This is a genomic window from Streptomyces sp. TAA204, assembly GCF_000424965.1.
On the sequence record NZ_AUKW01000003.1, the window covers coordinates 493913 to 515434 of the forward strand.

21 protein-coding genes are annotated in these 21522 nt (G+C 69.0%); 14 read left to right on the top strand and 7 right to left on the bottom strand.

Annotated elements, in window-relative coordinates:
- Nucleotides 1–30: 30 nt before the first annotated feature.
- Together H343_RS0107645 and H343_RS0107650 are read right to left on the bottom strand one after the other, a co-directional pair.
- The gene (locus H343_RS0107645) at nt 31–690 is read right to left on the bottom strand and encodes a response regulator transcription factor (protein WP_028430644.1); all 660 of its coding nucleotides are present in this window, start codon (nt 688–690) and stop codon (nt 31–33) included.
- On the bottom strand, nt 687–1934 hold the full coding sequence (locus tag H343_RS0107650; protein ID WP_028430645.1) for a sensor histidine kinase: 1248 nt from the start codon (nt 1932–1934) through the stop codon (nt 687–689). The genes H343_RS0107645 and H343_RS0107650 overlap by 4 nt, the downstream gene beginning before the upstream one ends.
- Nucleotides 1935–2065: 131 nt before the next feature.
- On the opposite strand from H343_RS0107650, the gene H343_RS0107655 reads away from it, so the two are divergent.
- Nucleotides 2066–2974, top strand: coding sequence for an ATP-binding cassette domain-containing protein (locus tag H343_RS0107655; RefSeq protein WP_028430646.1), 909 nt, complete (start codon nt 2066–2068; stop codon nt 2972–2974).
- The gene (locus H343_RS0107660) at nt 2971–3834 is read left to right on the top strand and encodes an ABC transporter permease (protein ID WP_028430647.1); all 864 of its coding nucleotides are present in this window, start codon (nt 2971–2973) and stop codon (nt 3832–3834) included. Before H343_RS0107655 ends, H343_RS0107660 begins: the two co-directional genes overlap by 4 nt.
- A gap of 447 nt (nt 3835–4281) precedes the next feature.
- On the opposite strand, the gene H343_RS0107665 is transcribed toward H343_RS0107660, so the two are convergent.
- Nucleotides 4282–5433, bottom strand: coding sequence for an SWIM zinc finger family protein (locus H343_RS0107665; protein ID WP_037902737.1), 1152 nt, complete (start codon nt 5431–5433; stop codon nt 4282–4284).
- Nucleotides 5434–5552: 119 nt separating this feature from the next.
- Entirely contained in the window at nt 5553–8363 is a 2811-nt protein-coding gene (locus H343_RS0107670) for a DEAD/DEAH box helicase (protein ID WP_037902738.1), read from the bottom strand.
- A gap of 264 nt (nt 8364–8627) precedes the next feature.
- Between H343_RS0107670 and H343_RS0107675 the strand changes: the two genes are divergently transcribed.
- The 3 genes from H343_RS0107675 (at nt 8628) to H343_RS0107685 (ending at nt 9713) form a co-directional block, all read left to right on the top strand.
- On the top strand, nt 8628–8939 hold the full coding sequence (locus tag H343_RS0107675; protein WP_028430650.1) for a hypothetical protein: 312 nt from the start codon (nt 8628–8630) through the stop codon (nt 8937–8939).
- Nucleotides 8940–9066: 127 nt separating this feature from the next.
- Complete coding sequence (locus H343_RS0107680) at nt 9067–9315, top strand: type II toxin-antitoxin system CcdA family antitoxin (RefSeq protein WP_028430651.1); 249 nt, start codon at nt 9067–9069, stop codon at nt 9313–9315.
- On the top strand, nt 9312–9713 hold the full coding sequence (locus tag H343_RS0107685; RefSeq protein WP_028430652.1) for a PIN domain-containing protein: 402 nt from the start codon (nt 9312–9314) through the stop codon (nt 9711–9713). The genes H343_RS0107680 and H343_RS0107685 overlap by 4 nt, the downstream gene beginning before the upstream one ends.
- 609 nt (nt 9714–10322) lie before the next feature.
- Here the strand turns inward: H343_RS0107685 and H343_RS0107690 are convergent.
- Nucleotides 10323–10748, bottom strand: coding sequence for a hypothetical protein (locus tag H343_RS0107690; RefSeq protein WP_028430653.1), 426 nt, complete (start codon nt 10746–10748; stop codon nt 10323–10325).
- Between the two features lie 347 nt (nt 10749–11095).
- On the opposite strand from H343_RS0107690, the gene H343_RS29505 reads away from it, so the two are divergent.
- Both H343_RS29505 and H343_RS0107700 read left to right on the top strand, forming a co-directional pair.
- Entirely contained in the window at nt 11096–12256 is a 1161-nt protein-coding gene (locus tag H343_RS29505) for an IS701 family transposase (RefSeq protein WP_051264720.1), read from the top strand.
- A 266-nt stretch (nt 12257–12522) separates the two neighbouring features.
- Entirely contained in the window at nt 12523–13173 is a 651-nt protein-coding gene (locus H343_RS0107700; protein WP_028430654.1) for a hypothetical protein, read from the top strand.
- Here H343_RS0107700 and H343_RS0107705 read toward each other — a convergent pair.
- On the bottom strand, nt 13150–14382 hold the full coding sequence (locus tag H343_RS0107705) for an MAB_1171c family putative transporter (protein ID WP_028430655.1): 1233 nt from the start codon (nt 14380–14382) through the stop codon (nt 13150–13152). The genes H343_RS0107700 and H343_RS0107705 overlap by 24 nt on opposite strands.
- A complete protein-coding gene (locus H343_RS0107710; protein ID WP_037902740.1) occupies nt 14379–14948 on the bottom strand; it encodes a hypothetical protein in 570 nt (189 codons plus the stop codon). The genes H343_RS0107705 and H343_RS0107710 overlap by 4 nt, the downstream gene beginning before the upstream one ends.
- A 510-nt stretch (nt 14949–15458) precedes the next feature.
- Here H343_RS0107710 and H343_RS0107715 point away from each other — a divergent pair.
- The 7 genes from H343_RS0107715 to H343_RS0107745 all read left to right on the top strand — a co-directional run bounded on the left by H343_RS0107715 (nt 15459) and on the right by H343_RS0107745 (nt 21508).
- Nucleotides 15459–16832: a long-chain fatty acid--CoA ligase gene (locus H343_RS0107715; protein ID WP_078505158.1), complete on the top strand. Its 1374-nt coding sequence runs from the start codon at nt 15459–15461 to the stop codon at nt 16830–16832.
- Entirely contained in the window at nt 16829–17614 is a 786-nt protein-coding gene (locus H343_RS0107720) for an SDR family oxidoreductase (protein WP_078505160.1), read from the top strand. The genes H343_RS0107715 and H343_RS0107720 overlap by 4 nt, the downstream gene beginning before the upstream one ends.
- The gene (locus tag H343_RS0107725; protein WP_028430659.1) at nt 17608–17886 is read left to right on the top strand and encodes a phosphopantetheine-binding protein; all 279 of its coding nucleotides are present in this window, start codon (nt 17608–17610) and stop codon (nt 17884–17886) included. The genes H343_RS0107720 and H343_RS0107725 overlap by 7 nt, the downstream gene beginning before the upstream one ends.
- A complete protein-coding gene (locus H343_RS0107730) occupies nt 17883–18938 on the top strand; it encodes an AvrD family protein (RefSeq protein WP_028430660.1) in 1056 nt (351 codons plus the stop codon). Before H343_RS0107725 ends, H343_RS0107730 begins: the two co-directional genes overlap by 4 nt.
- Nucleotides 18939–18974: 36 nt before the next feature.
- Complete coding sequence (locus H343_RS0107735) at nt 18975–19688, top strand: AAA family ATPase (RefSeq protein WP_028430661.1); 714 nt, start codon at nt 18975–18977, stop codon at nt 19686–19688.
- Nucleotides 19678–20610, top strand: coding sequence for a haloacid dehalogenase-like hydrolase (locus H343_RS35515; protein ID WP_199778894.1), 933 nt, complete (start codon nt 19678–19680; stop codon nt 20608–20610). The genes H343_RS0107735 and H343_RS35515 overlap by 11 nt, the downstream gene beginning before the upstream one ends.
- Before the next feature lie 61 nt (nt 20611–20671).
- The gene (locus H343_RS0107745) at nt 20672–21508 is read left to right on the top strand and encodes a methyltransferase domain-containing protein (protein ID WP_028430662.1); all 837 of its coding nucleotides are present in this window, start codon (nt 20672–20674) and stop codon (nt 21506–21508) included.
- Nucleotides 21509–21522 lie beyond the last annotated feature (14 nt).

Genomic DNA, 21522 nt, shown 5'->3' on the forward strand with positions numbered 1-21522 from the left:
GGCCCAGAGAAGGCCAGCGAATCTTGGGGCTCAGGCGGACGGCGTTACCAGGCCCGCCTCGTAGGCGAGGATGACAAGCTGCACGCGGTCGCGAGCGTCGAGCTTGGCGAGCAGCCGGGTCAGATAGGTCTTGGCGGTGGTGACGCTGATGGAGAGTTGCTCGGCGATCTCGGCGTTGGAGAGGCCCGTGCCGACCAGGGTCAGCACCTCGTGTTCCCGGTTGGTGATGCCGTCGAGCTGTGCCCTTCGTGTAGGCAGCGCCGCGGGGCGGGCGGTGAACTCGTTTATCAGCCGACGGGTGACGCTCGGCGCGATCAAGGCGTCACCGGCCGCGACGATCCGAACGGCGGCAAGGATGTCGTCCAGGGCCATGTCCTTGATGAGGAATCCGGATGCGCCGGCACGCAACGCCCCGTATACGTCGTCGTCGTCGTCGAAGGTCGTCAGGACGACGACGCGCGTGGAGCCGGTGCCCGTGGTGATCAGCCGAGTGGCTTCGATGCCGTCCATGACGGGCATTCGCAGATCCATCACCATGACGTCCGGGGCGAGTTCCTCGGTCATCCGGACTGCTTCGGCACCGTTTCCTGCCTCACCCACGACCTCGATGTCCGTGGTGTCGGTGATGACCATTTGAAGGGCGGCGCGGACCAGGGGCTGGTCGTCGGCGAGTACGACGCGGATGGTCATGTTGCTTCAGCCTTCGGTTCAGCTGCCGCTGGCAAAGGCAGTCGCGCGGTGACCAGCAGGCCGCCCCCGGGGCGCGGTCCGGCGGTGAAATCGCCGTGCACCAGTGTCACCCGCTCACGCATGCCGACCAGGCCGTACCCGGTGTTCGTGCCGGTGTCTCCGCCCTTCCCGCGATCGGCGACCTCGATGGCGAGTTCGTCCTCGCGGTAATCGACGTTCACCCGGCAGGAATCGGTACCCGAGTGGCGTACGACATTGGTTACCGACTCCTGGATGATCCGGAACGCCGCGAGGTCGACGTCGGCGGGCAAAGGGCGGCGCCGCCCCAGCCATCTGATGTGAACCCTGACACCGGCAGCCGTGGTCGTCGCAGCGAGCCGGTCCACCTCAGCAAGGCCGGCAGCCGGTTGCAGAGGCGCTTGTGCAAGCCCCTGGCCCGGCGCGGTCTGTTCGCGCTCCTGGTCGGCCTGGCGCAGGGCGCCGAGCATCCGCCGGAGTCCGGCCAACGTCTCACGCCCTGCCTTCTCCACTGTGAGCATCGCTTCGCGGGCCTTGGCCGGCTGGGTCTCGACGACCCGGACAGCCGCGCCTGACTGCAGGGCGATGATGCCGATGCTGTGGGCGACCGTGTCGTGCATTTCACGGGCGATGCGAAGCCGTTCGGCGGTGACGGCCTGGGCAGCGATCCTGGCGTGCAGCTCTTCCGCGTGGGCGCGGGCCTGTGACACCGAGTTGCCGACGAGCCACGCAACGACCACGGTCAGGGCCATGAACGGCTCGGACGCGGTACCGGAATCCTCCCCCGCGGTAGGTCGCAGGATGAAGTAGCAGGCGAGGACGGCCAGCGCCCCGGCCGCCGATGCGAGGGAGGCCCGCCGGGGCCGGGTGGCAGCGACATAGCACAGGGCGGCATCCCCTCCGAGGAATTGCAGAGGCGGAATCTCGTCCTGCTGCCAGGCTGCGGTCAAGACGATCGTTCCGGCGATCACCAGGCCGTATGCCGGTATCGCGCTGCGGCGGAGCAGGGCACTGCCTGCCAGGACCAGCACGAACGCAAGGGCGAGCAGTGCCCGAGCCGCGGGTGAGTCCAGGCCGTCCCGGGGGTAGTTGAGCGAATACGCGTGCCGCGGCCTCAGGACGACGAACTCGACGATCGGCTGTGTTGCTGCCGTGACCCACACCAGTGCCGTCCACAGTCCCGGCGGGATGCGCTTCAGCAGAGGCACAGACAGTGAGGAGGACATCTCGCGATCGTAAGCGCGCATGCACGGCGGGTCATCCGCCTGTGGCTGTACAACCAGGGACGACCCCGAGACCGAGGATTGTCAGCCACGGCCGGACGACGGGCGCAGCCGCACACCGGCAACTTGGTCCTGTGATCGAAGTCAACGAGCTCACGAAGCGATACGGCGGCACGACCGCCGTCAAGGACCTGTCCTTCACGGTACGGCCCGGCCAGGTGACCGGTTTCCTCGGTCCCAACGGCGCGGGCAAGAGCACGACGCTGCGGATGATCCTCGGCCTGAACGAGCCCACCAGCGGCACAGCCACCGTCGATGGACGCCCCTTCCGTGAGCGGCCCCGCGGCCTGCGTCACGTCGGCTCCCTTCTAGACGCGCACGATGTGCACGGCGGGCGAAGTGCCTTGGCTCAGTTGTCCGTTCTGGCCCGCAGCAACCGCATTCCGCAGCACCGCGTGCAGGAGGTGTTGCGGGACGTCGGCCTTGCCGAAGTCGCCCGGCATCGCATCGGCGGATTCTCGCTCGGCATGAAACAGCGGCTCGGAATCGCGTCAGCCCTGCTCGGCGACCCGCCGGTGTTGCTCTTCGACGAACCTCTCAATGGGCTGGATCCGGAGGGAGTGAAGTGGGCGCGGGACCTGCTTCGGCGGCTCGCCGGCGAAGGCCGCACCGTGTTCGTCTCCAGCCATTTGATGTCCGAGATGGAGCACACCGCAGACGAGCTGATTGTCATCGGCCGAGGCGAGCTGATCGCGGCGGAGAGCCTCGCAGCGTTCTCGGCCCGAGGCACCCAGCAGAGCGTTCACGTCAGCACGCCCGCCGCAGCCGCTCTGCGGGAGCTCCTGAGGTCCCACGGCGCGGCTGCGCTTGCGAAGGGCGATCAACTCACGGTGACCGGCCTGACCGCGGGCCGGATCGGTGAGATCGCCCAGGAGCACGCCATTTCGCTGCGCCAACTCAGCACCCGGTCCGCCTCCTTGGAAGAGGTGTTCATGGAACTCACCGCCGACAGCGTCCAGTACCTCGCAGGAGGATCACGATGACCCCAACCGACGCCCGCTCGGCGGCGCGAGTATCCGCCGACGAATGCGACGTCTCCGGGCCTCGCCACCGCTTCCGCGATCTGGTCGCAGCCGAGTGGATCAAGCTCCGATCACTTCGCTCGACCTGGATCGCCTATGGGGCCACCGCTCTTGCCGTGATCGCCTTCAATGCAGGCACCGCCTACGACACCTACAACTACTGGACGGAACGCAACGCCGCAGATCGGGCCCACTTCATCCAGGACGGGATCCCCCTTCAAGAAGCCTTTACCGCGAACGCCGCCATAGTCATGATGCTCGCGCTCGGAGCCCTCGGCGCCCTCGTGATCGTCGGAGAATTCAGCACGGGCACCATTCGCACGACGTTCGCGGCCGCCCCGGCCCGCCGTTCGGTGATGGCGGCCAAAGCAGTGGTCGTCACAGCGGTCACGACGGCATTCGGCGCATTCGTCGCGGCGGCCTCTTTCGGTCTGACCCAGGCGATTCTCGGCCTCCGGGACGTGGGAGCCTCGATCGGGGACGCGGGTGCCCTGCGGGTCGTAGTGGGATCCGCCCTTCTCGCCCCTGTGTGTGCGCTGGCAGGCATGGCCCTCGGCACGGTCATCCGGCACACCGCCGCCACCATGATCGCCACTGTCGTGGTCATCCTCGCTCTGCCCATCATTCTCACCGATGGGGGCTACTGGTCGGCGGTCCTCGGGCACGCCCTGCCTTTCCGGGCGTGGCTTCGGCTCGTGGAGGTCGGCTACTCCCCGACCGCGTTCCCCTGGTCCACCGACGGCGCCTGGACGGTCTACGGGGTGTGGGCACTCTCCGCGGCCACATTCGCGATCACCGGTGTCCAGCGGCGGGACATTTGAGGGGGCCGCATGGCCAACAGCCAGGGACAGTCTGTAAATCTGCCGGCTCAGCCTTCCCAGGTTCGAATCCTGGAGCCGTCACAGGAGCTGAACCAGCCCCTGACCATCAAGATTGGTCGGGGGCAGTTCGCATGTATGGGCGACCCGGAGCACGACGCAGGCCCCGACCGGCGTGCGGTCGGGGCCTGCGTTCAGCCCGGTGAGGCTGGGCGGAGGATACGAGATTCGAACTCGTGAGGGGTTGCCTCCAACACGCTTTCCGAATGTTCGTCTGGGGATTCCGGAGCGCACGGCAATGCCCTGACCTGTGGTGCAGTTGGTCCGGGCGGGGGTTCTGAACGGTGCTGGACGCAGGTGAATGCAACCAGAACTGCAACCACGGAAGTGGAGCAGCGTGAGTGTGTCCAGCTTCTGCTCGTTGTTCCTGGTCAGCGGGGAATCGTCACCTTACTCCCCGCTCTGCGACCAGGCCGCGGTGAGCGCGGTGACGGGGTCACTGTCGGCTGGTGCCGCTGGCCACCATTCGCCGTCGTCGTCCTGGAGGTAGGGGTACCAGCGGGCGTCGGGACCCAGACGCAGCTGGATGCCGTGGTGGGTGAGGGTGAGGCGGTTGCGCCAGGCTCTGAACTGTGTGGGGGAGTCGGTCATCTCGGACAGGGCCGTGCCCAGGGCGGTGCGGGTGGCCTTCATCACCGTCGGGTCGGGGGTGTGGGGCTGTTCGACGACGGCGATGCCTGTGGGGCCGCCGTGGCGCCAGGCGCGGGTGAGGCGTGCGAAAGCAGTGGGGTTGGTGCCGGTGTTCTGGATCAAGTGGTGGAACCACTCGGGTCCAGGGTTGCTTGCGGCGATACGGACGGCGTCCTGGTGCTGGGTCAGGTGCAGGTCGGCGGTGTCGCCCGCGAGGAGCCGGAAGGCGCGCCCAGTGGCGTCGGCCATGAGGCGTTCCAGGTCCGCGGCGGCCAGGCCGCTGCCGGGCGGCGGGGCGACGGGCAGTGCTGTGGTGCGGGCGGACGGTTCGGGGAGTCCGGGCAGTTCAGGGGGCTCTTCGGCCCAGCGGGCGTATGCGGCGGCGGCCGGGATGCCGGCCGGTGCCGATGGGGCGGCGGTGTCCTGTGCTGCCGTACGGAGCGCGCGCAACTGGGCGAAGACCTCCTCGCGACCGCGGCCGCGCAGTGCGAAAAGCACGAATGGGTCGGTGTCGATGGTGGCGGCTATGGCATAGCAGAGTGCGGCAGCGTGTTTGCAGGGGTATCCCCAGTCAGGGCAGGAGCACTCCGGATCGAGCTCGGTGGGCAGTGGGAGCAGTGGGACGTCTGCCTGCCGGGCGTCGTCCACGAGTTCGGCGGGCATCTCGTCGTCGAGAAGTGCGGCGAGATGTCCGGCGCGGGCCGCGATTGTGTCGAGCAGGGTGTCCCACTGAGGGGTGGTGAGGACGGGCAGGTGGACTGAGGAGCGGTACGGGCGTGGGCGGCTGCCCTGGACAGCGGCATTGACTTGGCCCGGAGCGACGGTGACCGGGCCGACCATGCCTTTTCGGGCGTAGGTGCGTCCCCGCGAGAGTCGTCCGGCGTCCAGAGTGGAGGCCTCCAGGGCGGCCACCCATGCCTGGCCCCACCAGGTCGCGGCGAAGGCTCTTCCCCGAGGTCTCGTCTTCGCTCGACCAGGGGATACCCCATGGCCGCGGGCGGGCGCCCGGCGCGGGCCGGGGACAGCGGTGCTCATGACTGCCTTCCCAGGGCGACGAGTTCGGCGAGGTCGGCGTCGGACAGTTCGGTCAGGGCTGCATCGCCGGAGCCGACGACGGCGTCGGCGAGGGCGCGCTTGGCTTCGAGCAGCTTCGCTACCTTGTCCTCCACGGTTCCCTCCGCGAGGAGCTTGTGTACCTGGACGGGTTTGTCCTGGCCGATGCGGTAGGCGCGGTCGGTGGCCTGGTCCTCGACGGCCGGGTTCCACCAGCGGTCGTAGTGCACGACGTGGCTGGCGCGGGTGAGGTTGAGTCCGGTGCCCGCGGCCTTCAACGACAGCAGGAACACCGGTACTTCACCGTGCTGGAAGCGGTCCACCATCTCTTCGCGCTGCGCGACGGGGGTGGCACCGTGCAGGAAGAGAGCGGGGACGCCGCGCTCGGCGAGATGCTTCTCCAGCAGAGCTGCCATCTGTTTGTACTGAGTGAAGACCAGCACGGATTCGCCTTCGGCGGTGATGGTGTCGAGAAGTTCGTCGAGCAGGTCGAGCTTGCCGGAGCGGCCCCGCAGGGGAGTGAACTGGCGCAGGCTGTGCTCTTTCAAATACTGGGCGGGGTGGTTGCAGATCTGCTTCAGCGCCGTGAGCAGCTTGAGTACCAGACCGCGTCGGGCGATGCCCTCCGACTCCGCGATCTTCCCCATGGTCTCGCGGACCTGTGCCTCGTACAGGCTGGTCTGCTCGGCCGTCAGCGGGACGACGTGGTCGGTCTCGGTCTTGGGCGGCAGTTCGGGCGCGATGCCGGGGTCGGACTTCTTGCGGCGCAACAAGAAGGGGCGGACGAGACGGGACAGGCGTTCGGCTGCCTCGGGATCCTCGCCCGCCTCGATGGCGCGGGCATGCCGGTCACGGAAGGCGGTGAGCGGGCCGAGGAGCCCGGGCGTGGTCCAGTCGAGCAGTGCCCACAGCTCGGAGAGGTTGTTCTCCACGGGAGTGCCGGTGAGAGCGACGCGGGCGCGGGCGGGCAGGGCACGCAGTTCGCGGGCGGTGACTGCGTAGGGGTTCTTGACGTGCTGGGCCTCGTCGGCAGTCACCAGCGACCAGGCTGTCTCGGCAAGCACTTCGCGGTCGCGCCGCAGCACCCCGTAGGTGGCCAGGACGATCTCGTCGCCGGCCAGGTCCTTGAGGTGGCGGTCGCCGCCGTGGTAGCGGCGCACGGGGGTGAACGGCGCGAATCTGGCGGCCTCGCGCTGCCAGTTGCCGAGCACGGAGGACGGGCAGACCACAAGGGTGGGGCCCTCGGTGGTGGGGTCGCTCTGGCGGTGCAGGTGCAGAGCGAGAAGGGTGATGGTCTTGCCCAGGCCCATGTCGTCGGCGAGACAGCCGCCGAGGCCGAGTGCGCACATCTCGGCCAGCCAGGCCAGGCCCCGCTTCTGGTACTCGCGCAACGTGGCCTTGAGGGCGGCGGGCTGGGGCACGGGGGTGCGGGACTCGGAGTCGCGGATACGAGCGACCAGATCGCCGAGCGCACCGACCGCCGCACAGGGAACCCGGTCACCGTCCCGCTCGGCCTCGCCGGTCAGCGCGGCGCTCAACGCCTCCATGGGGGTGAGTGGTTCCATCCGGCGGCGCTTGGCGCGGGCCACCAGCTTCGGGTCGGCGACCACCCACTGGTCGCGAAGCCGGACGAGGGGACGGCGTGACTCAGCGAGGGCATCCATCTCGGCCTCGGTGAGCGGCTCGCCACCGAGGGAGACCTGCCAGCGGAAGTCGAGGAGGGCCTCGGTGTCCAGCAGGCCGCCGGCGGTGGAACGGGGGGCGGTTCGCTGCCCGATCTCCGCGGTCGCGGTGAGTGCCTTGACGAGTTCGCGCGGCCAGTGCACGTCGACACCGGCCGCGCGCAGCGCGTCCGTGGCGTCCCCGAGTAGATCGAAGGCTTCGTCGTCGGTCAACCGGAGCTGATCGGGAGCGGCCTCGTTGAGCAGTCTCCGCAGAGGGGGCCAGGCGTGTGCGCCGCGGCGCAGGGCGAGCAGGGTCTCGGTCTCGGCGCGCGGGCCGAGCAGCCGCTCCACTTCGGCCGGCTCCCTCCACAGCCGTGCGGCCTCGATGACGAGTGCCGGGTCCGCCGCGGTGTGCAGTTGCAGGACGGCCCGAAGCTGCCGTCGGTGTCCTTCAGGCACGTCGACGCGTAGGGAGACACTGACCTCAGCGGTGAGCGCTGACTGGGTTTCCTCGGCCCATTCACGCAAGGCGGGCACAGCACGGACCTCACGCCAGGCGTACGGCAGCGCTCCCATGGCGAGCGGCGCGGCCGGCGTACGGACCAGATCATCGGCGACCGCGTCGCAGAACTGGCGTACCAGCGCAGCCGATTCGGCGATCCTTACCGGAGCAGGGCCTGGCTGGGGCAGGCAGTGGGCGTGTGGCGGGAAGGCGGCGGCCAGGGCGTCCAGCGTCTGGCGCTGGGCGGCGGTGCAGGGGCCCACCTGCCAAGTGTCGTAACCGGCGGGGGTGATGGCCGGGTGGAGGCGGCCGTCGGCGAGCAGCCGCAGTGCGAAGCGAGTGGCGGCCTGCCAGGCGGCGCCGGAGGGATGCGTCGGCTCCTCCGCGTTGGCCAGGGCGGAGACAGCGACGGCTACAGGCAGCGCGTAACCCTCGACCCTGCGCCGCCTGACCGAGCGGCCGTGCGGCAGGACCAGCTCCACGGCCTCGGTCTCAAGGCCGGTGGGCGCCACACTGTCTCCGGCTGCCGCCCCGGCCGGCTTCCACAACAGCAGCCGCCCAAGGTGGGCGGGCTCACCGGGCAGGAACACCGCCGCCCAGCCGGCGCCGAGCAGTTCCCTCACGAAGGCGGACGTTTCCTGTCGGGTCGGCGGCGGCGTGCTTCCCGTGCCCGTACTCGGCTCTCGTACGACGACTCGTGCCACTCACTTCCGCCCTGTCGCTTGCCGGCCCCGCCCCTGGGCCGCTCCCTGCCGAACCCCACCAGGCAACGTCACACGCCGGCAACCACGGGTCTTGGCCTGACTGCCGGCGACGGCGCCACGACGGATACGCCGCTGCTGAACACACCGGTTCTCGACCATACGGTGCGGCGCTACGGTGACGCCATGAGCACCTGGGGCCCAGCCGCGCTGGATGCGTTGATCGAAGAGGCCACCGTCGACGCCTACGGCGAGGATGAGCAGCTCACCGGCTTCTTCACGATGATCGAGGAGAGCCTTGCCGTGCCATTCGCCACGAGTGTTCTCGGCGTCGAGGTGAGCGTGGTCGGGGTCGATCTGACCGAGGACGGACGCGTGGTCGCACGCTGCGCCCGGGGACCGGTCCGACAGGACATCGGAATTCTGGACCTGCCGCTGCCGGAACCCGCCCCCGAGGGCTGGCAATGGATCGAGGCATACCGCTACTGGGCCCGCTGAGCTGGAGCGCCGCACCACGCCCAACTGAGTCCCTGCTCAAACGGACAGTCGCCCCGACTGCCCCCGACCGGACTGATCGGGGGAACAGACAGCATTGAATCGTGCATACCGTAGTATGCTTGCAGCTATGGCTGACACCACACGCATCACGGTGACACTCCCCACCGAGCAGGTGGCGGAGCTCAAGAAGATCACGGACAACATCTCCGGCTACGTGGCCGAAGCGGTCGCCAGGCAGGTCCGGCACCAGCTCCTGGGGGCCGACCTGCGCAGCCACACAGACGAGTACGGGGCTTTCACCGAGGAAGAGCTGGCCGAGGCGCGGGCGAGGATCTTCGGTACGACGTCGGCCGCCGGAGGTGCGGGCGCCGCGTGAGCGGGCACATTGAGGCCGTCGTCCTGGACAGCGAGGGGCTGTCGGCCTGGGTGGCGCAGGACCGGAAGGTTCTGGCGATGTTCCAGGTGTTCCACGACATGGGAGCGGACCTTGTCGTCAGCACCAACACCATCGTGGAGGTGAGCCACGCCAGGGTGAACCTGCCCCGACTGCAGTGGGCGCTCTCCCGTGTCAAGGTGGAGCCGATCACGGAGGCAGCGGCCAAGGCGGCGGCCCAACTGTTGAAGAGCGCCGGTCTGCACGGACACAAGTACGCGATCGATGCCACCGTCGCGGAAGCGGCCTTGCGTCAGCCTGGCCCGGTCGCCATCCTCACGTCGGATGTCGATGACATGACCCGGCTGTGCGGCAGCAAGGTCCGGGTGATCGGGCTATGACCGCGACATCGTCCCGGGACCATGGACAGATCCGCGTGGATCCGCCGAGACCGGAGTCGCCGCAAGCCAGCCCGTGATGAACAAGGCTTCGACGGATGTGGGGGCATGGCTGCGTTCGGTGTCAGGGCTCTCATGGCGAACCGCCTGCTGGCGAGTCAGGGCGGCGACTGGTTCTTCGTCTACGCCGTTGAGGAAGGCCAACTCCTTGCGGTCCGGCGGCCGATAACGCTCCCCGCAGTCTGCGCCGGTTGCCTCAAAGGACGTGAGCGTGCGCCTTCCCGCTTGAGGCGATGTCCCAAATGCCGCTTATAAATGCAACCAGAACTGCACCCAAGGAACACCGAAGAGCTGGACCGCGATAGGCGGTCCAGCTCTTCGTTTCGGCTGGTGAGCCGAGTGCGGAGGATACGAGATTCGAACTCGTGAGGGGTTGCCCCCAACACGCTTTCCAATTGTTCGTCTTGGGGTTCGGGGGTGGGTGTCCACGTCCTGGCCTGCTACGGGAATGTTGCAGGGCGGTGTCTGAACGCCGCTGTACGGGGGTGAATGCAACCAGAACTGCAACCCCGCCGCCGACACACGGAGGTTCAGCACCCGAGGTCGCCGCTGCTACTCCTCCACCGGCGGGAGGCCGTGGAGTTTGCGGATCTGGTCCAGCATCGCCGTCACCGCTTCCAGGCTCTCTCCCGGGAGGCCGACCGTACGCAGCGCGATCGATCTGACGTCGGCCTGGCGGAGTTCCTCCAGCAGGGCCAGTTGGCGGCTCGCCTGGTCGAAGTACTCGGGGTCGAAGAAGAACGCGGGGGCCACGCCGAAGAACTTCGCGAGTGCCTCCTGCAGTTCGCGTGACGGGTTCGTACGGCGGCCCGTGCGCAGGGCGGACAGGTAGGCGCCGCTGACCTTCAGGTCGGGGCTGCGGGCCTTGATCTCGGTCGCCACCTCGTCGTTGGTCCAGCGGCGCCCATGGGGTCGGCTCCGCCTGAACAGCCCGTCGAGCCGCTCGGCGAAAGCCGGTCTGTCTTCCCCATGGGTCATGGTTGCTCCAAACGCCTGGGCGCGAGATCGCCTGCAACACCATCGTAACTACTGCCAGTTGAGAGATTGGGTGATGTAGGTCACGTTCACAACTGACAGTTGCAACGCTACTGTGGCCGGGGCTTGGATTTCCACTAAGAGTTGAGCCAACTCAACTGCCAGAAGACTGGGGTGGGGCGAACGTGAGGCCCGCACGATGTGTGACCGATGTCGGAGCGCGCGACGTCGCAGTGCCGCCAGGCGCTTCAGCGCACTTCTCACCGAGACACGTGACATCGCCCCGCAGTACGAGCGGCGGCGAGCCCCTGACGACTGCGAGCGCCCATTCCGTGACGGCGGGAGACGAGATGAGCTGGAACACCTTGAGCAGCGCCAGTCCGATCGGCCACGGTGACGCGAGACTCCCGCTGTCGGAACTCCCGCAGTTCACCCGCAGGGTCTTCGCCTCCTTACCAAGGGCCGACCAGCGCGGCTGGGCCGAGTTGTACGTCAGGGGGCTGCTCTCCGCGACGGGGAAGAAGTCCCTCAAGCGGATCGCCGACTCGATCGGGATGCCCACGGCGGCTCACTCGCTCCAGCAGTTCGTCAACCAGAGCCCGTGGAAGTGGGACACGCTGTCCCGCGCTGCCGCCGCCGAGGTCCTGCGGTTCCTTTCGCCGAAGGTGTGGGTGGTGAACTCCCTGGTGCTGCCGAAGCGCGGCAGTCAGTCCGTCGGGGTCGATCAGTACTACTCCGCCAGGTTGCAGCGCACGGTCAACGGGCAGGTCGGCGTGGGCCTGTTCCTCACCTCGGAGGCCGCGAGCATCCCGGTCTCGTGGCGGATTCTGCTCTCCGAGCGCTGGCTGAACGACAGCAGCCTCCGCGCCAAGGTGCGCATCCCCGAGGACTACGGCATCCGTACGGCCTGGCAGGGCGCCCTCGACCTGCTGGACACGGCGAGATCGCAGTGGCGGGCACCGGCCTTACCCGTGGTCGCCGACCTCCGTGGCGTACACGCCGGGGGTGAACTCCTGCAGGGGCTGGGCGACCGCAAGTTGGACTACCTCATCGAGGTCGACCCTTCGACGAGGATTCTGGAGACGCAGCCGCAAGCGATCCTCCGGGGCCGTCCCCGGACGAGCGGACTGGTGTCCTCCCTCGTACGGCCGGCACGCTCCCGCCCGCACTCGCCCAAAGTCCGTCTTCTGGCGGCGAGTTCGGCGGACGGGCGGGGAGCGCGCTGCTGGCTGACGAACATGGCGGACTGGAGCGCGCGGGTCATGGCGGAGCTGGAGTGGCTGCGCAAGCGGCATGAGCGTGATCTGACCACGCTCCAGGAGCAGTTCGGGGTCGAGGACTTCGAGGGCCGCTCGTTCGGGGGTTGGCACCGGCACATGATGATGGCCTCGGCCGCATTCGCCTTCGACCGCATTCACGGGGTGGACCACCATCCGGGCGGCCCGACGGCGGCGCTGGAGTCGGCCACGCCCCGAGGTCCGGCCGTCCCGGAGGACCGGTCGTGCGCGTGAGCGCCTGCAGAGCCGTCAGGATACCGGGAGCATCGCGCCGTAGGCAGCGGACCTGCGTCCGTCACAACTGGGTGCCGCTTCGCCAGCAGATATTATTTCGGCGAAATATTTACTAGAGTGCTGGCCGCCCTGCCCACACGGCGAAGGTGGACGGACATGACCGCGTCAGCACAGCACGGAGCCACGGCCCCGATCACGACCACGACCACGGGGTCACCGAGCCCAATTCCCGGCCATGGCCCAGCAGTCGGGGTGACGGAACCGGCATGTTCGACGCTCTGAGGCCGTACCGGAAGGGGCGGTCGGTACGCTCCGGCGGATCCGCCCGTTCCGGCACGGGGCGCGAGCGCCGCCGAACAGCGCCGGCGCGCGCCACCGTGCTGTTCGCGGTGCTCGCCGTCTGTGCACTGCCGCTCGCCTCGGACGCGACGAGTACCGACGCCACGAGCACCGGCCCGACGGACACGAGGGCGCCGGAGCGCCCGCGCACGGCTCGCTTCCCTGCCGTCGAGTCGGAGCTCCACAGCCTCGTCGAACAGGTGCGCAACGACAGCGGGTTCACTGTCGACCCGCGCAACGGCCGGGCCCCGACGAGGGGTTACGTGGTCGGGACGGGAACGGGAGCGCACGCCGAGCCCGCCTCGGTGTTCTTCGGAGGTGAGGGCGGTGCGGCAGGCGAGAGGGTGCTGAAGCGGTATCTGCGCAAGCACTCCGCGCGGCTTGCGTCCCATCGTGACCTGCATGTGGGCGCCTGGTACGACAGGCCGAACCAGCGGGTCGTCCTGAGCGTGGTGCAACTCGTCGCCGACCGGGACGAGGCGATCCGGTTAGGGGTGGAACACCACCAGAAGGCGGTCTACGACCTGGCGAACCGGCGCGACGTGCTCACCGGCTCATCGGGCTTCCGCCGCTCCTGACCCGCTCCGGCCCCGCTTCGGCCGTCCGCCGTCGCGGGGCTCGCGGTAGCGGGCCAGGAACTCGTGGCTCAAGTCGGTGAGCCATTCGACCTCGCCGGACAGATCGGTGGCGCGGGCACCATCTCCGGTGGTTCCGTCGCGGTCGGTGGCGCCGGACGAACAGCGCGTACGCCGGGCGGCGTTGAGCCGCGCCGAGGCCAGGGCCATCGGCAGGCTCTCCTCATCGGAGGGGGTTTCGGACTCCCGGCCCCCGTTGATCCGCTCCAGTGCGCCTTCGATCCGCGGCCGCAGCGCCCGTTGGGCGTCCTGGATCTCGATGACCCTGCGGTACAGCCAGAAGTTGATGTTCCGTAACCGCAGGACGTCCTCCAGGCGGGAGCGCGGCGGGTCCAGCGCGACGTACGGCACGGCCCCGTGAAGCGCTTTCCACAGCGGATAGAGGGAGTTGTGCCGTCGGTAGTCCCTGAACCATGTGGCGGCGGCCGACAGCCGCGGGCCCACGCTGGGCAGCACCCAGCCGATTAGCGCGAGCGCGGAGCCCACGTCGCCGCAGGTCCAGGCGGCACCCTCCAGGAACGTCAGGTCGGCGTGCAGCGGGCCGGCCAGGATGTCGCCGACGCGGATCGCGCAGTACAGCAGGATCAGCGAGGCGCCGGCCGTCGTGGTGAGCATCCCGCGCCGTAGCCAGGGGACGTCGGCGATCCGGGCGTACATCCAGCAGTGGCGTACGACGTCCGTCTGCCCGACGATGCAGGCGATGATGTAGACGACGAGGTAGGGCGCTTGGCCGAGGTGCAGGCTGTAGCGCACGTAGAAGTCGTGGAAGCGCTGCTCGCCCGGCATGAAGAGGAAGAACATCGTGAGATAGACGGCGAGCATCAGCGACCAGAACAGCAGCCGCACGCGGATGCGGGGCCCGGCCTCAGCGGCGGGATAGGCCCAGCGCATCAGCAGGACCTGCTGTGCGGCGGTGAGGCCCAGCACGCAGACTGCGGAGAGCATTCCGGAGCTGTTGATGATTCCCGTCAGCCGGTCGATCACCACGTACACCGGGGGCAGCAGGACCAGGTAGCCCAGCGCCGAGAGGGCTATGTAGACGCAGAAGGCGACGCTGCCCAACTCGCGCCGCCCACGGGCCAGCGCCCGCACCTTCCAGACGAAGATCGTCGCTCCGACGAAGAGGCATAACGAGTGGAGAAGCGTCGTCACGCGCCCGCTCCGGCGTTCGCGGAGAGGGACTGCTCAACCCTGCCGAGGACGTCGGCGTCGGGTGAACCGCTGGAACGGATGCCGTAGTGGGCCGGCCGGTTCATGCGCCGGAGGATCACCGACGCCATGACCTCGGCCTCCAATTCGTGCCTGTCAGAGTACTCGGCGCGGTTCAGCATCTCGCGTACGAGGCTCGGATCGAGCCCCGGGAAGAGAAGTTGGGCGTTGTCGTCGTCCAGCGCTCCGCCGCAGTGACCGTAGATGACGTGGCCCAGCTCGTGGGCAATGATGTGCTCTTGGTGGAGCTTGCTGGTGTTCGCCTCGTAGATCACCAGGTCAAGTGCGGACAGCGAGACCCAGGCCCCGGAGGGGTGCGCGGCGTCGACGGGGGCCGCGAGCAGTTCGATCGGACGGCCCCGCAGGCGGCTGACGCACTCGATGAGTCCGGCCATGTCGCAGGGTTCTGGCACCGCCAACTCGTCGAGTCTCGCCGCGCTTTCGCACAGCAGCCGTCTGATCTGCTTTTTCCTGGTGGGGCGTCGACGGAAGGAGACGGAAGGCGTCATCGCGTGTGTGCGCTCCTCGGGCGAAGGCTTGCGCTGCTCGCAAACGGTGCCATCAGGGTCGGGACGGGCCGTGCAGGGCGCGGCAGGCGAGACGTATGTCGTTCGAGCAAGGCTCCATCCGATTGCCCCCCGCAACCATGCTTCAGAGTCACGTACCACAGCGGCCACGAGAGCCACTGGGAACTGATGTGCCCAATGATTGCAAAGCGGCCCAAGGTCCTCAACCGGTAACTGCGGGCCCGGGCCAGGGGGTTGAGCCGCGCCGGGCGGCGAGCCCCGGCCCTCGCCCGAGCATGGCCCGCTCCACCGCCCGAGGCGTCGCGTGCCGTGCCGGGACCCCTGCCGGAGCCGTCCCCGGGGCCTGTGCGGTTCATCGCCGCGCCGATTCCACGACGTTTTCGGCAACTTGGCAGAGTTGCCGCCCTTCCCGCTGGATTCCTTGTGCCGTGGCCCGCCCTTCGGAGAGGTTCGGGACTCGTCAGTGGTTTTCCGGAAGGACAGGAGTAATGGATGCCCGAGTACGGAGAAGCTGTGCGAGGAGACGTCAAGGAGTCCTTCTTCAGGGGCCTGCGTGAATTCGCCGGTGCCGAATCCTTCGTATTCGAAGGCGAGAGCTTCGACTACGCCCAGCTCGCCCGTGAAGTGGAATCCTGGGCACGGTACTTGGAGGGGCAAGGCGTGACCGCGGGAACGGTCACCGCGCTCGAAGGAGAATGCTCTCCGCACTCGTGTGCCGCGCTGCTCGCCCTGATCCGTCTCGACGCGATCGTCGTGCCGCTAGGGCCCCTTCCGGATACAAAACGCCGCGAATTCCTCGGCGTCGCCGAAGTGGAGAGCGTGGTACGGGCTGACGGGAGCGGGGCGTCCGGTGTCGAGCACACCGGAGTCCGCGCGGACCACGAGCTGTTCGGCCGGCTGCGGGCGGCGGGCCACCCGGGTCTGGTGCTGTTCAGCTCAGGGACCACCGGCCGGAGCAAGGCTTCCGTGCTCGACTTCGTCAAGGCGCTCAACCGGTACGGGGCCCCGGCCAAGCCGCGCCGCATCCTGTCCTTCCTGAGCCTCGACCACATCGGCGGCATCAACACCCTGCTGCACACGCTCAGTCAGGGCGGCACCGTCATCACCGTCCCGGAACGGACGCCGAACGCGGTCTTCGGGGCCGTCGAACGGCACCGCGCGGAGATCCTGCCGACTACGCCCACCTTCCTCAACATGGCGCTGATCTCCGGGGCCCTGGAGCGGCACGACTGCTCGTCGCTGGAGCTGGTGACTTACGGCACCGAGCCGATGCCGATCCAGACGCTGCGCCGGCTGTCGGCCGCGCTGCCCGCCGGCACCCGACTGAAGCAGACCTACGGCCTCTCCGAACTCGGCATCCTGCCCACCCGTTCCAAGGGTGACGACACCCTGTGGGTGCGCATCGGGGGCGCGGGGTTCGAGCACAAGATCGTCGACGACGTGCTGTGGATCCGCTCCGACATGGCGATGCTCGGCTATCTCAACGCGCCCGCGCCCTTCGACTCGGAGGGCTACTTCAACACCCAGGACGTCGTCCGGGTCGACGGCGACTACCTGCACATACTCGGCCGACGCTCGGAGATCATCAACGTCGGCGGCGAGAAGGTCTACCCCAGCGAAGTCGAGAGCGTGGTCCTCGAGGCCGGCAACATCGCGGACGTGACGGTCTCCGGCCTGCCGAGCCCTGTCACGGGCGCCGCCGTCAAGGCCACCGTTCGGCTGGTGACGGACGAGGACTCCGCGACCGTGTCGAGGCGGGTGCGCAAGCACTGCCGGGGGCGGCTGGAGATGTACAAGGTGCCCGTCACCGTGGAGGTCTCGCAGGCCGTCCAGCATTCCGAGCGTTTCAAGAAGGTCAGGGCGTGAGCGCGCCCCGGCACGCTCCCACGGAGTCCCCGGCCGCCACGGAATCCGGACGGGAGGGCGGCGCGACCGCCGTCGTCAGCGGCGGCAGCAGGGGGCTGGGCCGCCGGGTCGTCGAACGGCTGCTGTCCGAGGGATGGCGCGTCGCCGCATTCAGCCGTTCCCGGAACGAATTCCTCGACGAGACCGCGGAGTCGTGGCCCGGACGTTTCCGGTGGCGGCGCGCGGACCTTCAGGACACCGGCTCGCTGCGGGAATTCGTCTCCGCTTCGCAGGACCACTTCGGCCGTATCGACCTGCTCGTGAACAACGCCGCCGTCCTGTACCAGGAGTTGTTCCTGACCATGCCCGTCACGCGGATCGAGAAGTCGGTGAGCGCGAATCTTGTGGGGCCGATGGTGCTCACTCAGGAATGCGCCCGTGCGATGATCCGTACGGGCGGCGGGACGATCGTGAACGTCTCGTCCATCAACTCCGTACGCGGATATCGCGGCGTCGCCGTCTACGCCGGAGTCAAAAGCGGAATCAACGGATTCGGCCGCAGCCTCGCGCGTGAACTGGGCGCGTTCGGAATCCGCGTGAACTCCGTCGTCCCAGGCTTCTTCGACTCGGAACTCACCTCGCAGGTCACCGACGCGAACCGGGCCCGCATCCAGAAGCGCACACCCCTGGGACGGCTCGCCACCACCGACGAAGTGGCCGAGGCGGTCATGTTCCTCGCCTCCGGCCGCTCGTCCTTCGTAACCGGTCAAACACTCGTAGTTGATGGAGGGATCACATGCTGACCGACGCCACAAGGGACGTCGTCGTCCACCAGATACAGGAGATCCTGCTGGAGGACGTGGACGAGGAGAGCCCCGCCGTGATCACGGGCTCCGAGGAACTCGTCGACCTCGGCCTGAACTCGCTCACTCTCACGCGCCTCGTCATCCTGTTGAGCGGGAAGTTCGGGGCCGACCCGTTCGCGGACGAGAGCGCCTCGATCGCCGACATCCGCACGGTGGACCAGCTCGTCGCCGCGTACGAGAGCGCCCGACCGGTGGAGCAGCGGGCATGAGCGGCGCGGGCGGATACCTCACCCTCTCCTCGGCGGCCGACTATCTGGGTCCGCCGGAGAAGCGCTTCTTCTCCAGCGGATACCGGAAGGCGGCGCATTCCGTCACCGGTGTGCGGCTGACGCCGGCCGGGACGGAGCAGGCCGGTGTCACCGCGCGGGTCGACGTCGCGTACCCCAGCGACTGGTCCAAGAAGAAGGACGGGATCGACCTCCCACCCCACCTCAGCAGCATCGACACCCTTGTCCTGGCGGCCCAGTTGGCAGAGGCGCACCTCACCCACGCTTACGCACTGAATGAGGAGCAGCGTGCGGCGATGCGGCTGCGCCGGGTCAAGCTCACCGCGGGCACCACGCCGCAGGAGGAGCTGACGGGTCTGGAGGCGCGGGTCCTGTTGCTGGAGACCCGGCCGCTGGAGGGAGCCCCCGGGAGGAGCCTGTCGGTGTACGACTGCCGCATCGCCAAGATGCGCGCACGGTGCGAGGTCGAGCACGCCTCGGGCGGACGGACCGAGTTCTCCGGCAGCCACGGCACCCTGCAGGACCTGCTCGGGCCTGCCGAACTCCGTTACTACGGAACCGGGTTCACCCACGACGCGCAGCACATCGACTCCGTCAGCGCGGACCTGGACGAGCTGACCGCCGAGGCGGCGGTACGGCTCACGCGCGACGAGGGAGCGGCGGCGGCCACGGCGGGCATCGGCGGCGCACAGCGTCCCGCCCCCTCGATGGTCGACTGCTTCGTCACCAACCTCCAGCTGGCGCAGATCCTCATGTACGAGTTGGACGCGGTGCGCCGCGCCGACAGCAACACCCTGTGGATGCTGCGGACCGTCCTGACCGCGCAGGACGGCGACCACGCGGCGGACGTCAGCCCCGGAGCAGGTCAAGGGCGTCCCCTGCCGCTGAGCACGCGTGTCATCGGCAAGCATCTGCTGCCGCTGCGCGGTGGCACTTGGCGGAACGTCGAGGTCGCTGGCGAGTTCGCCGCAGTCTCCCTGCGCTGCTCCCTCGCCCACGAACTCCCGGCGGCCGTCGCCGCCTCCGCAGTCTGACCGAGAACCAGAACCGGCAATCCGAGAGGACCCCACATGCGGCTCGCAGTCTCCGGCACGTACTCCGCCGGCAAGACCCTGACGGTGATGGCGCTTTCGCACTACACGGGCATCCCCCGCACCCTGGCCAGAACCATCAGGGAGATCCTGCCGCACGCGGTGCCGGGCAAGACCCTGGCGCAGTGCACACCCCCCGAGTACCTGCAACTGGCGATGCGCCGCCACGTCGGGCGGGCGGTGCAAGAAGCCCTGCACGGTGACGACTTCATCTCCGACGGCTCCTCGCTCCAGGAGTGGATCTACGGCGCCGCGCGCGGCTACTACGGCATGGACCCCAGCTCGACGCAGAACCTCGAGTACGTGCCCGAGTCGCAGAAAACGGACGAGATGCGCTTCTTCGAGGACGTCGTGGCGCAGTACGGCCACGCCTTCCGCCAGCATGTCAAGGAGGCGTTCGACGCGTACGTGCACCTACGCAACGAACTGCCGCTCGCCGGAGACGGCCACCGGCCGATGAACGACCGCTTCCGCGAGACCTGCGACGAGATGCTGCTCGGCACGCTCAGGGAGCTGGAGATTCCGCATCACATCGTGGGCGGAACCCTCCCGGAGCGCCTGGAGACCATCGCGGAACTGTTCGACTTCCCGGTGGTGTGCGGCGTCGATGAGGCCATCGAGCGGGCCTCGGAGGAGTACGCGCAGATCGACAAGCGGCTCGAGACCGAGCGTGCGCGCGCGAGTGCGTCCTGAACCCGCGCGAGACGCCCGCGCCAAGGCGGCGTTCTTCGACGTGGACCACACGTTGCTGAACGCCGGGGAGGCCTTCGGCTGCCGCGGCTTCGCGGGCTGGGACGGGCCCGCGGCGGCCCGGCACGCGCGCCGCTGGTTCAGCCGCCGCCAAGAGCAGGGCGGTCTCTTCGACGAGCGGGTGCTCTCGGCGCTGCGCAGGCACGCGGAGTCCGGCGCGCTGATCGTGCTCGTCTCCTCTGCCGTGCCGGTCTGGCTGGAGCCGGTGGCCGAACACGTCGGCGCCGACCTGGCGTTGTGCTCCCGCCCCGAGATACGGGCGGGACGGTACACAGGGGCGCTGGGCATGGCGCTGACGGGACGCCGCAAGGCCGAGGCCGTACGCAGGACGGCCGCCGACCGGCGGCTGCCGACCGAGGCGTGCCACGCGTACGGCAGCCGCATGGCCGACCTGCCCGTGCTGCGGACCGTGGGCAACCCGGTGGTCGTGGGCGACCGGGACCTCGCGCTCGGCCGGATCGCCCTCCGCCTGGGCTGGCCGGTCTGGTACAGCTCGCCGCCACCCGCGGTGGGCGGGGCGCCGCTGAGCGAGCTGAGCGGCCGGGAGCTGCAAGTGCTGCGGCTGCTCGCCCAGGGCCGCTCCAACTCCGCGGTCGGCAACCAGCTCTGCCTCAGCCCGAAGACGGTCGAGGCACACGTCCGCACCGTCTACCAGAAGCTCGGCCTCGAACAGCATCCGGACGAGCACCGCAGGGTCATGGCGGTGCTCACCTACCTCGGGGCGCGCGGCGGCGAGACGGGGCCGGGCGCCAGGGCGTCCGAGGCGGGGCCCGTCGCGGGGCCCGGCCAGGTGCCTGTCCGGGACGCGCTGCCGGGTCCCGTACAGGCGCCGGTGCGCAGCGGCGTCCCGGTGGCAGCGGCCTGACCGGACCCGGACCCGTCCCGCACCCATCGACGACTCATCGAAGACCCAGGAGGTCACGCACATGACGAGCACAACCGAGGCATCGGCCACGGGCGAGAACGTCGGAGAGTTCTCCCAGGTGGACTCATCCGACCGTTCCGTCTGGTTCATCGAATTCATGGATTACGCCAACGCGCTGCCCGAATACCGCGCCATGCGCCGGGGGTTGGCAGCCGCGTTGGGCGACATGGACGGCCGCAGCGTGCTCGAGATCGGCTCGGGTACGGGCGACGACGCACGCGAGCTCGCGGCGATCGTGGGCACGGAAGGGCGGGTCGTCGGCACCGACGTGAGCGCCGCCATGGTCGAGGAGGCACGGCGCCGCTCCGGCCAACACCCCTCCCTGCCGGTCGAGTTCGCGGTCGAGGACATGCGTGCCCTGAGCTTCGCCGACGGCGCCTTCGATGCCACGACGGCGAAGCTCGTACGGCAGCACTGCGACGACCTGGACTCCGCCGACGACGAACTGATGCGGGTGACCCGCCCCGGTGGCCGCCTCGCCGTCTTCGACTATGACTTCGACACCCTGACCGTGGACCACCCGGACCGCGCCAGGACCCGCGAGGCGGTGCACTGCTTCTGTGACGGCCACCGCAACGGCTGGAACGGCAGGGCCCTGGCCCGGCGCTTCGAGGAGCGGGGCCTGAAGGACGCCGTCGTCACGCCGTACACAGTCAGGATGCCCTTCGCCTTCTTCCAGCGGTCAATGGAGGGCCGGCTGGACGAGGCGCGGCGTTCCGGCGCGCTGCCGTGGACGGCGGAGCAGCTCGCCGACTGGTGGCGTCCGCTCCACGAGGCCGAGGCGAAGGGCCGCTTCTTCGCGTCGATAACGGGCTTCCTGCTGGCGGGCACCCGCTGACGGGGCATCGGCCA

Coding starts and splice junctions, on each gene's coding strand:
- H343_RS29505 (WP_051264720.1), top strand. CDS start 11,096: ATGAGCTGGAACACCTTGAGCAGCGCCAGTCCGATCGGCCACGGTGAC.
- H343_RS0107675 (WP_028430650.1), top strand. CDS start 8,628: ATGAGCACCTGGGGCCCAGCCGCGCTGGATGCGTTGATCGAAGAGGCC.
- H343_RS0107730 (WP_028430660.1), top strand. CDS start 17,883: ATGAGCGGCGCGGGCGGATACCTCACCCTCTCCTCGGCGGCCGACTAT.
- H343_RS0107680 (WP_028430651.1), top strand. CDS start 9,067: ATGGCTGACACCACACGCATCACGGTGACACTCCCCACCGAGCAGGTG.
- H343_RS0107710 (WP_037902740.1), bottom strand. CDS start 14,948: ATGACGCCTTCCGTCTCCTTCCGTCGACGCCCCACCAGGAAAAAGCAG.
- H343_RS0107725 (WP_028430659.1), top strand. CDS start 17,608: ATGCTGACCGACGCCACAAGGGACGTCGTCGTCCACCAGATACAGGAG.
- H343_RS0107745 (WP_028430662.1), top strand. CDS start 20,672: ATGACGAGCACAACCGAGGCATCGGCCACGGGCGAGAACGTCGGAGAG.
- H343_RS0107715 (WP_078505158.1), top strand. CDS start 15,459: ATGCCCGAGTACGGAGAAGCTGTGCGAGGAGACGTCAAGGAGTCCTTC.
- H343_RS0107690 (WP_028430653.1), bottom strand. CDS start 10,748: ATGACCCATGGGGAAGACAGACCGGCTTTCGCCGAGCGGCTCGACGGG.
- H343_RS0107700 (WP_028430654.1), top strand. CDS start 12,523: ATGTTCGACGCTCTGAGGCCGTACCGGAAGGGGCGGTCGGTACGCTCC.
- H343_RS0107735 (WP_028430661.1), top strand. CDS start 18,975: ATGCGGCTCGCAGTCTCCGGCACGTACTCCGCCGGCAAGACCCTGACG.
- H343_RS0107645 (WP_028430644.1), bottom strand. CDS start 690: ATGACCATCCGCGTCGTACTCGCCGACGACCAGCCCCTGGTCCGCGCC.
- H343_RS0107650 (WP_028430645.1), bottom strand. CDS start 1,934: ATGTCCTCCTCACTGTCTGTGCCTCTGCTGAAGCGCATCCCGCCGGGA.
- H343_RS0107660 (WP_028430647.1), top strand. CDS start 2,971: ATGACCCCAACCGACGCCCGCTCGGCGGCGCGAGTATCCGCCGACGAA.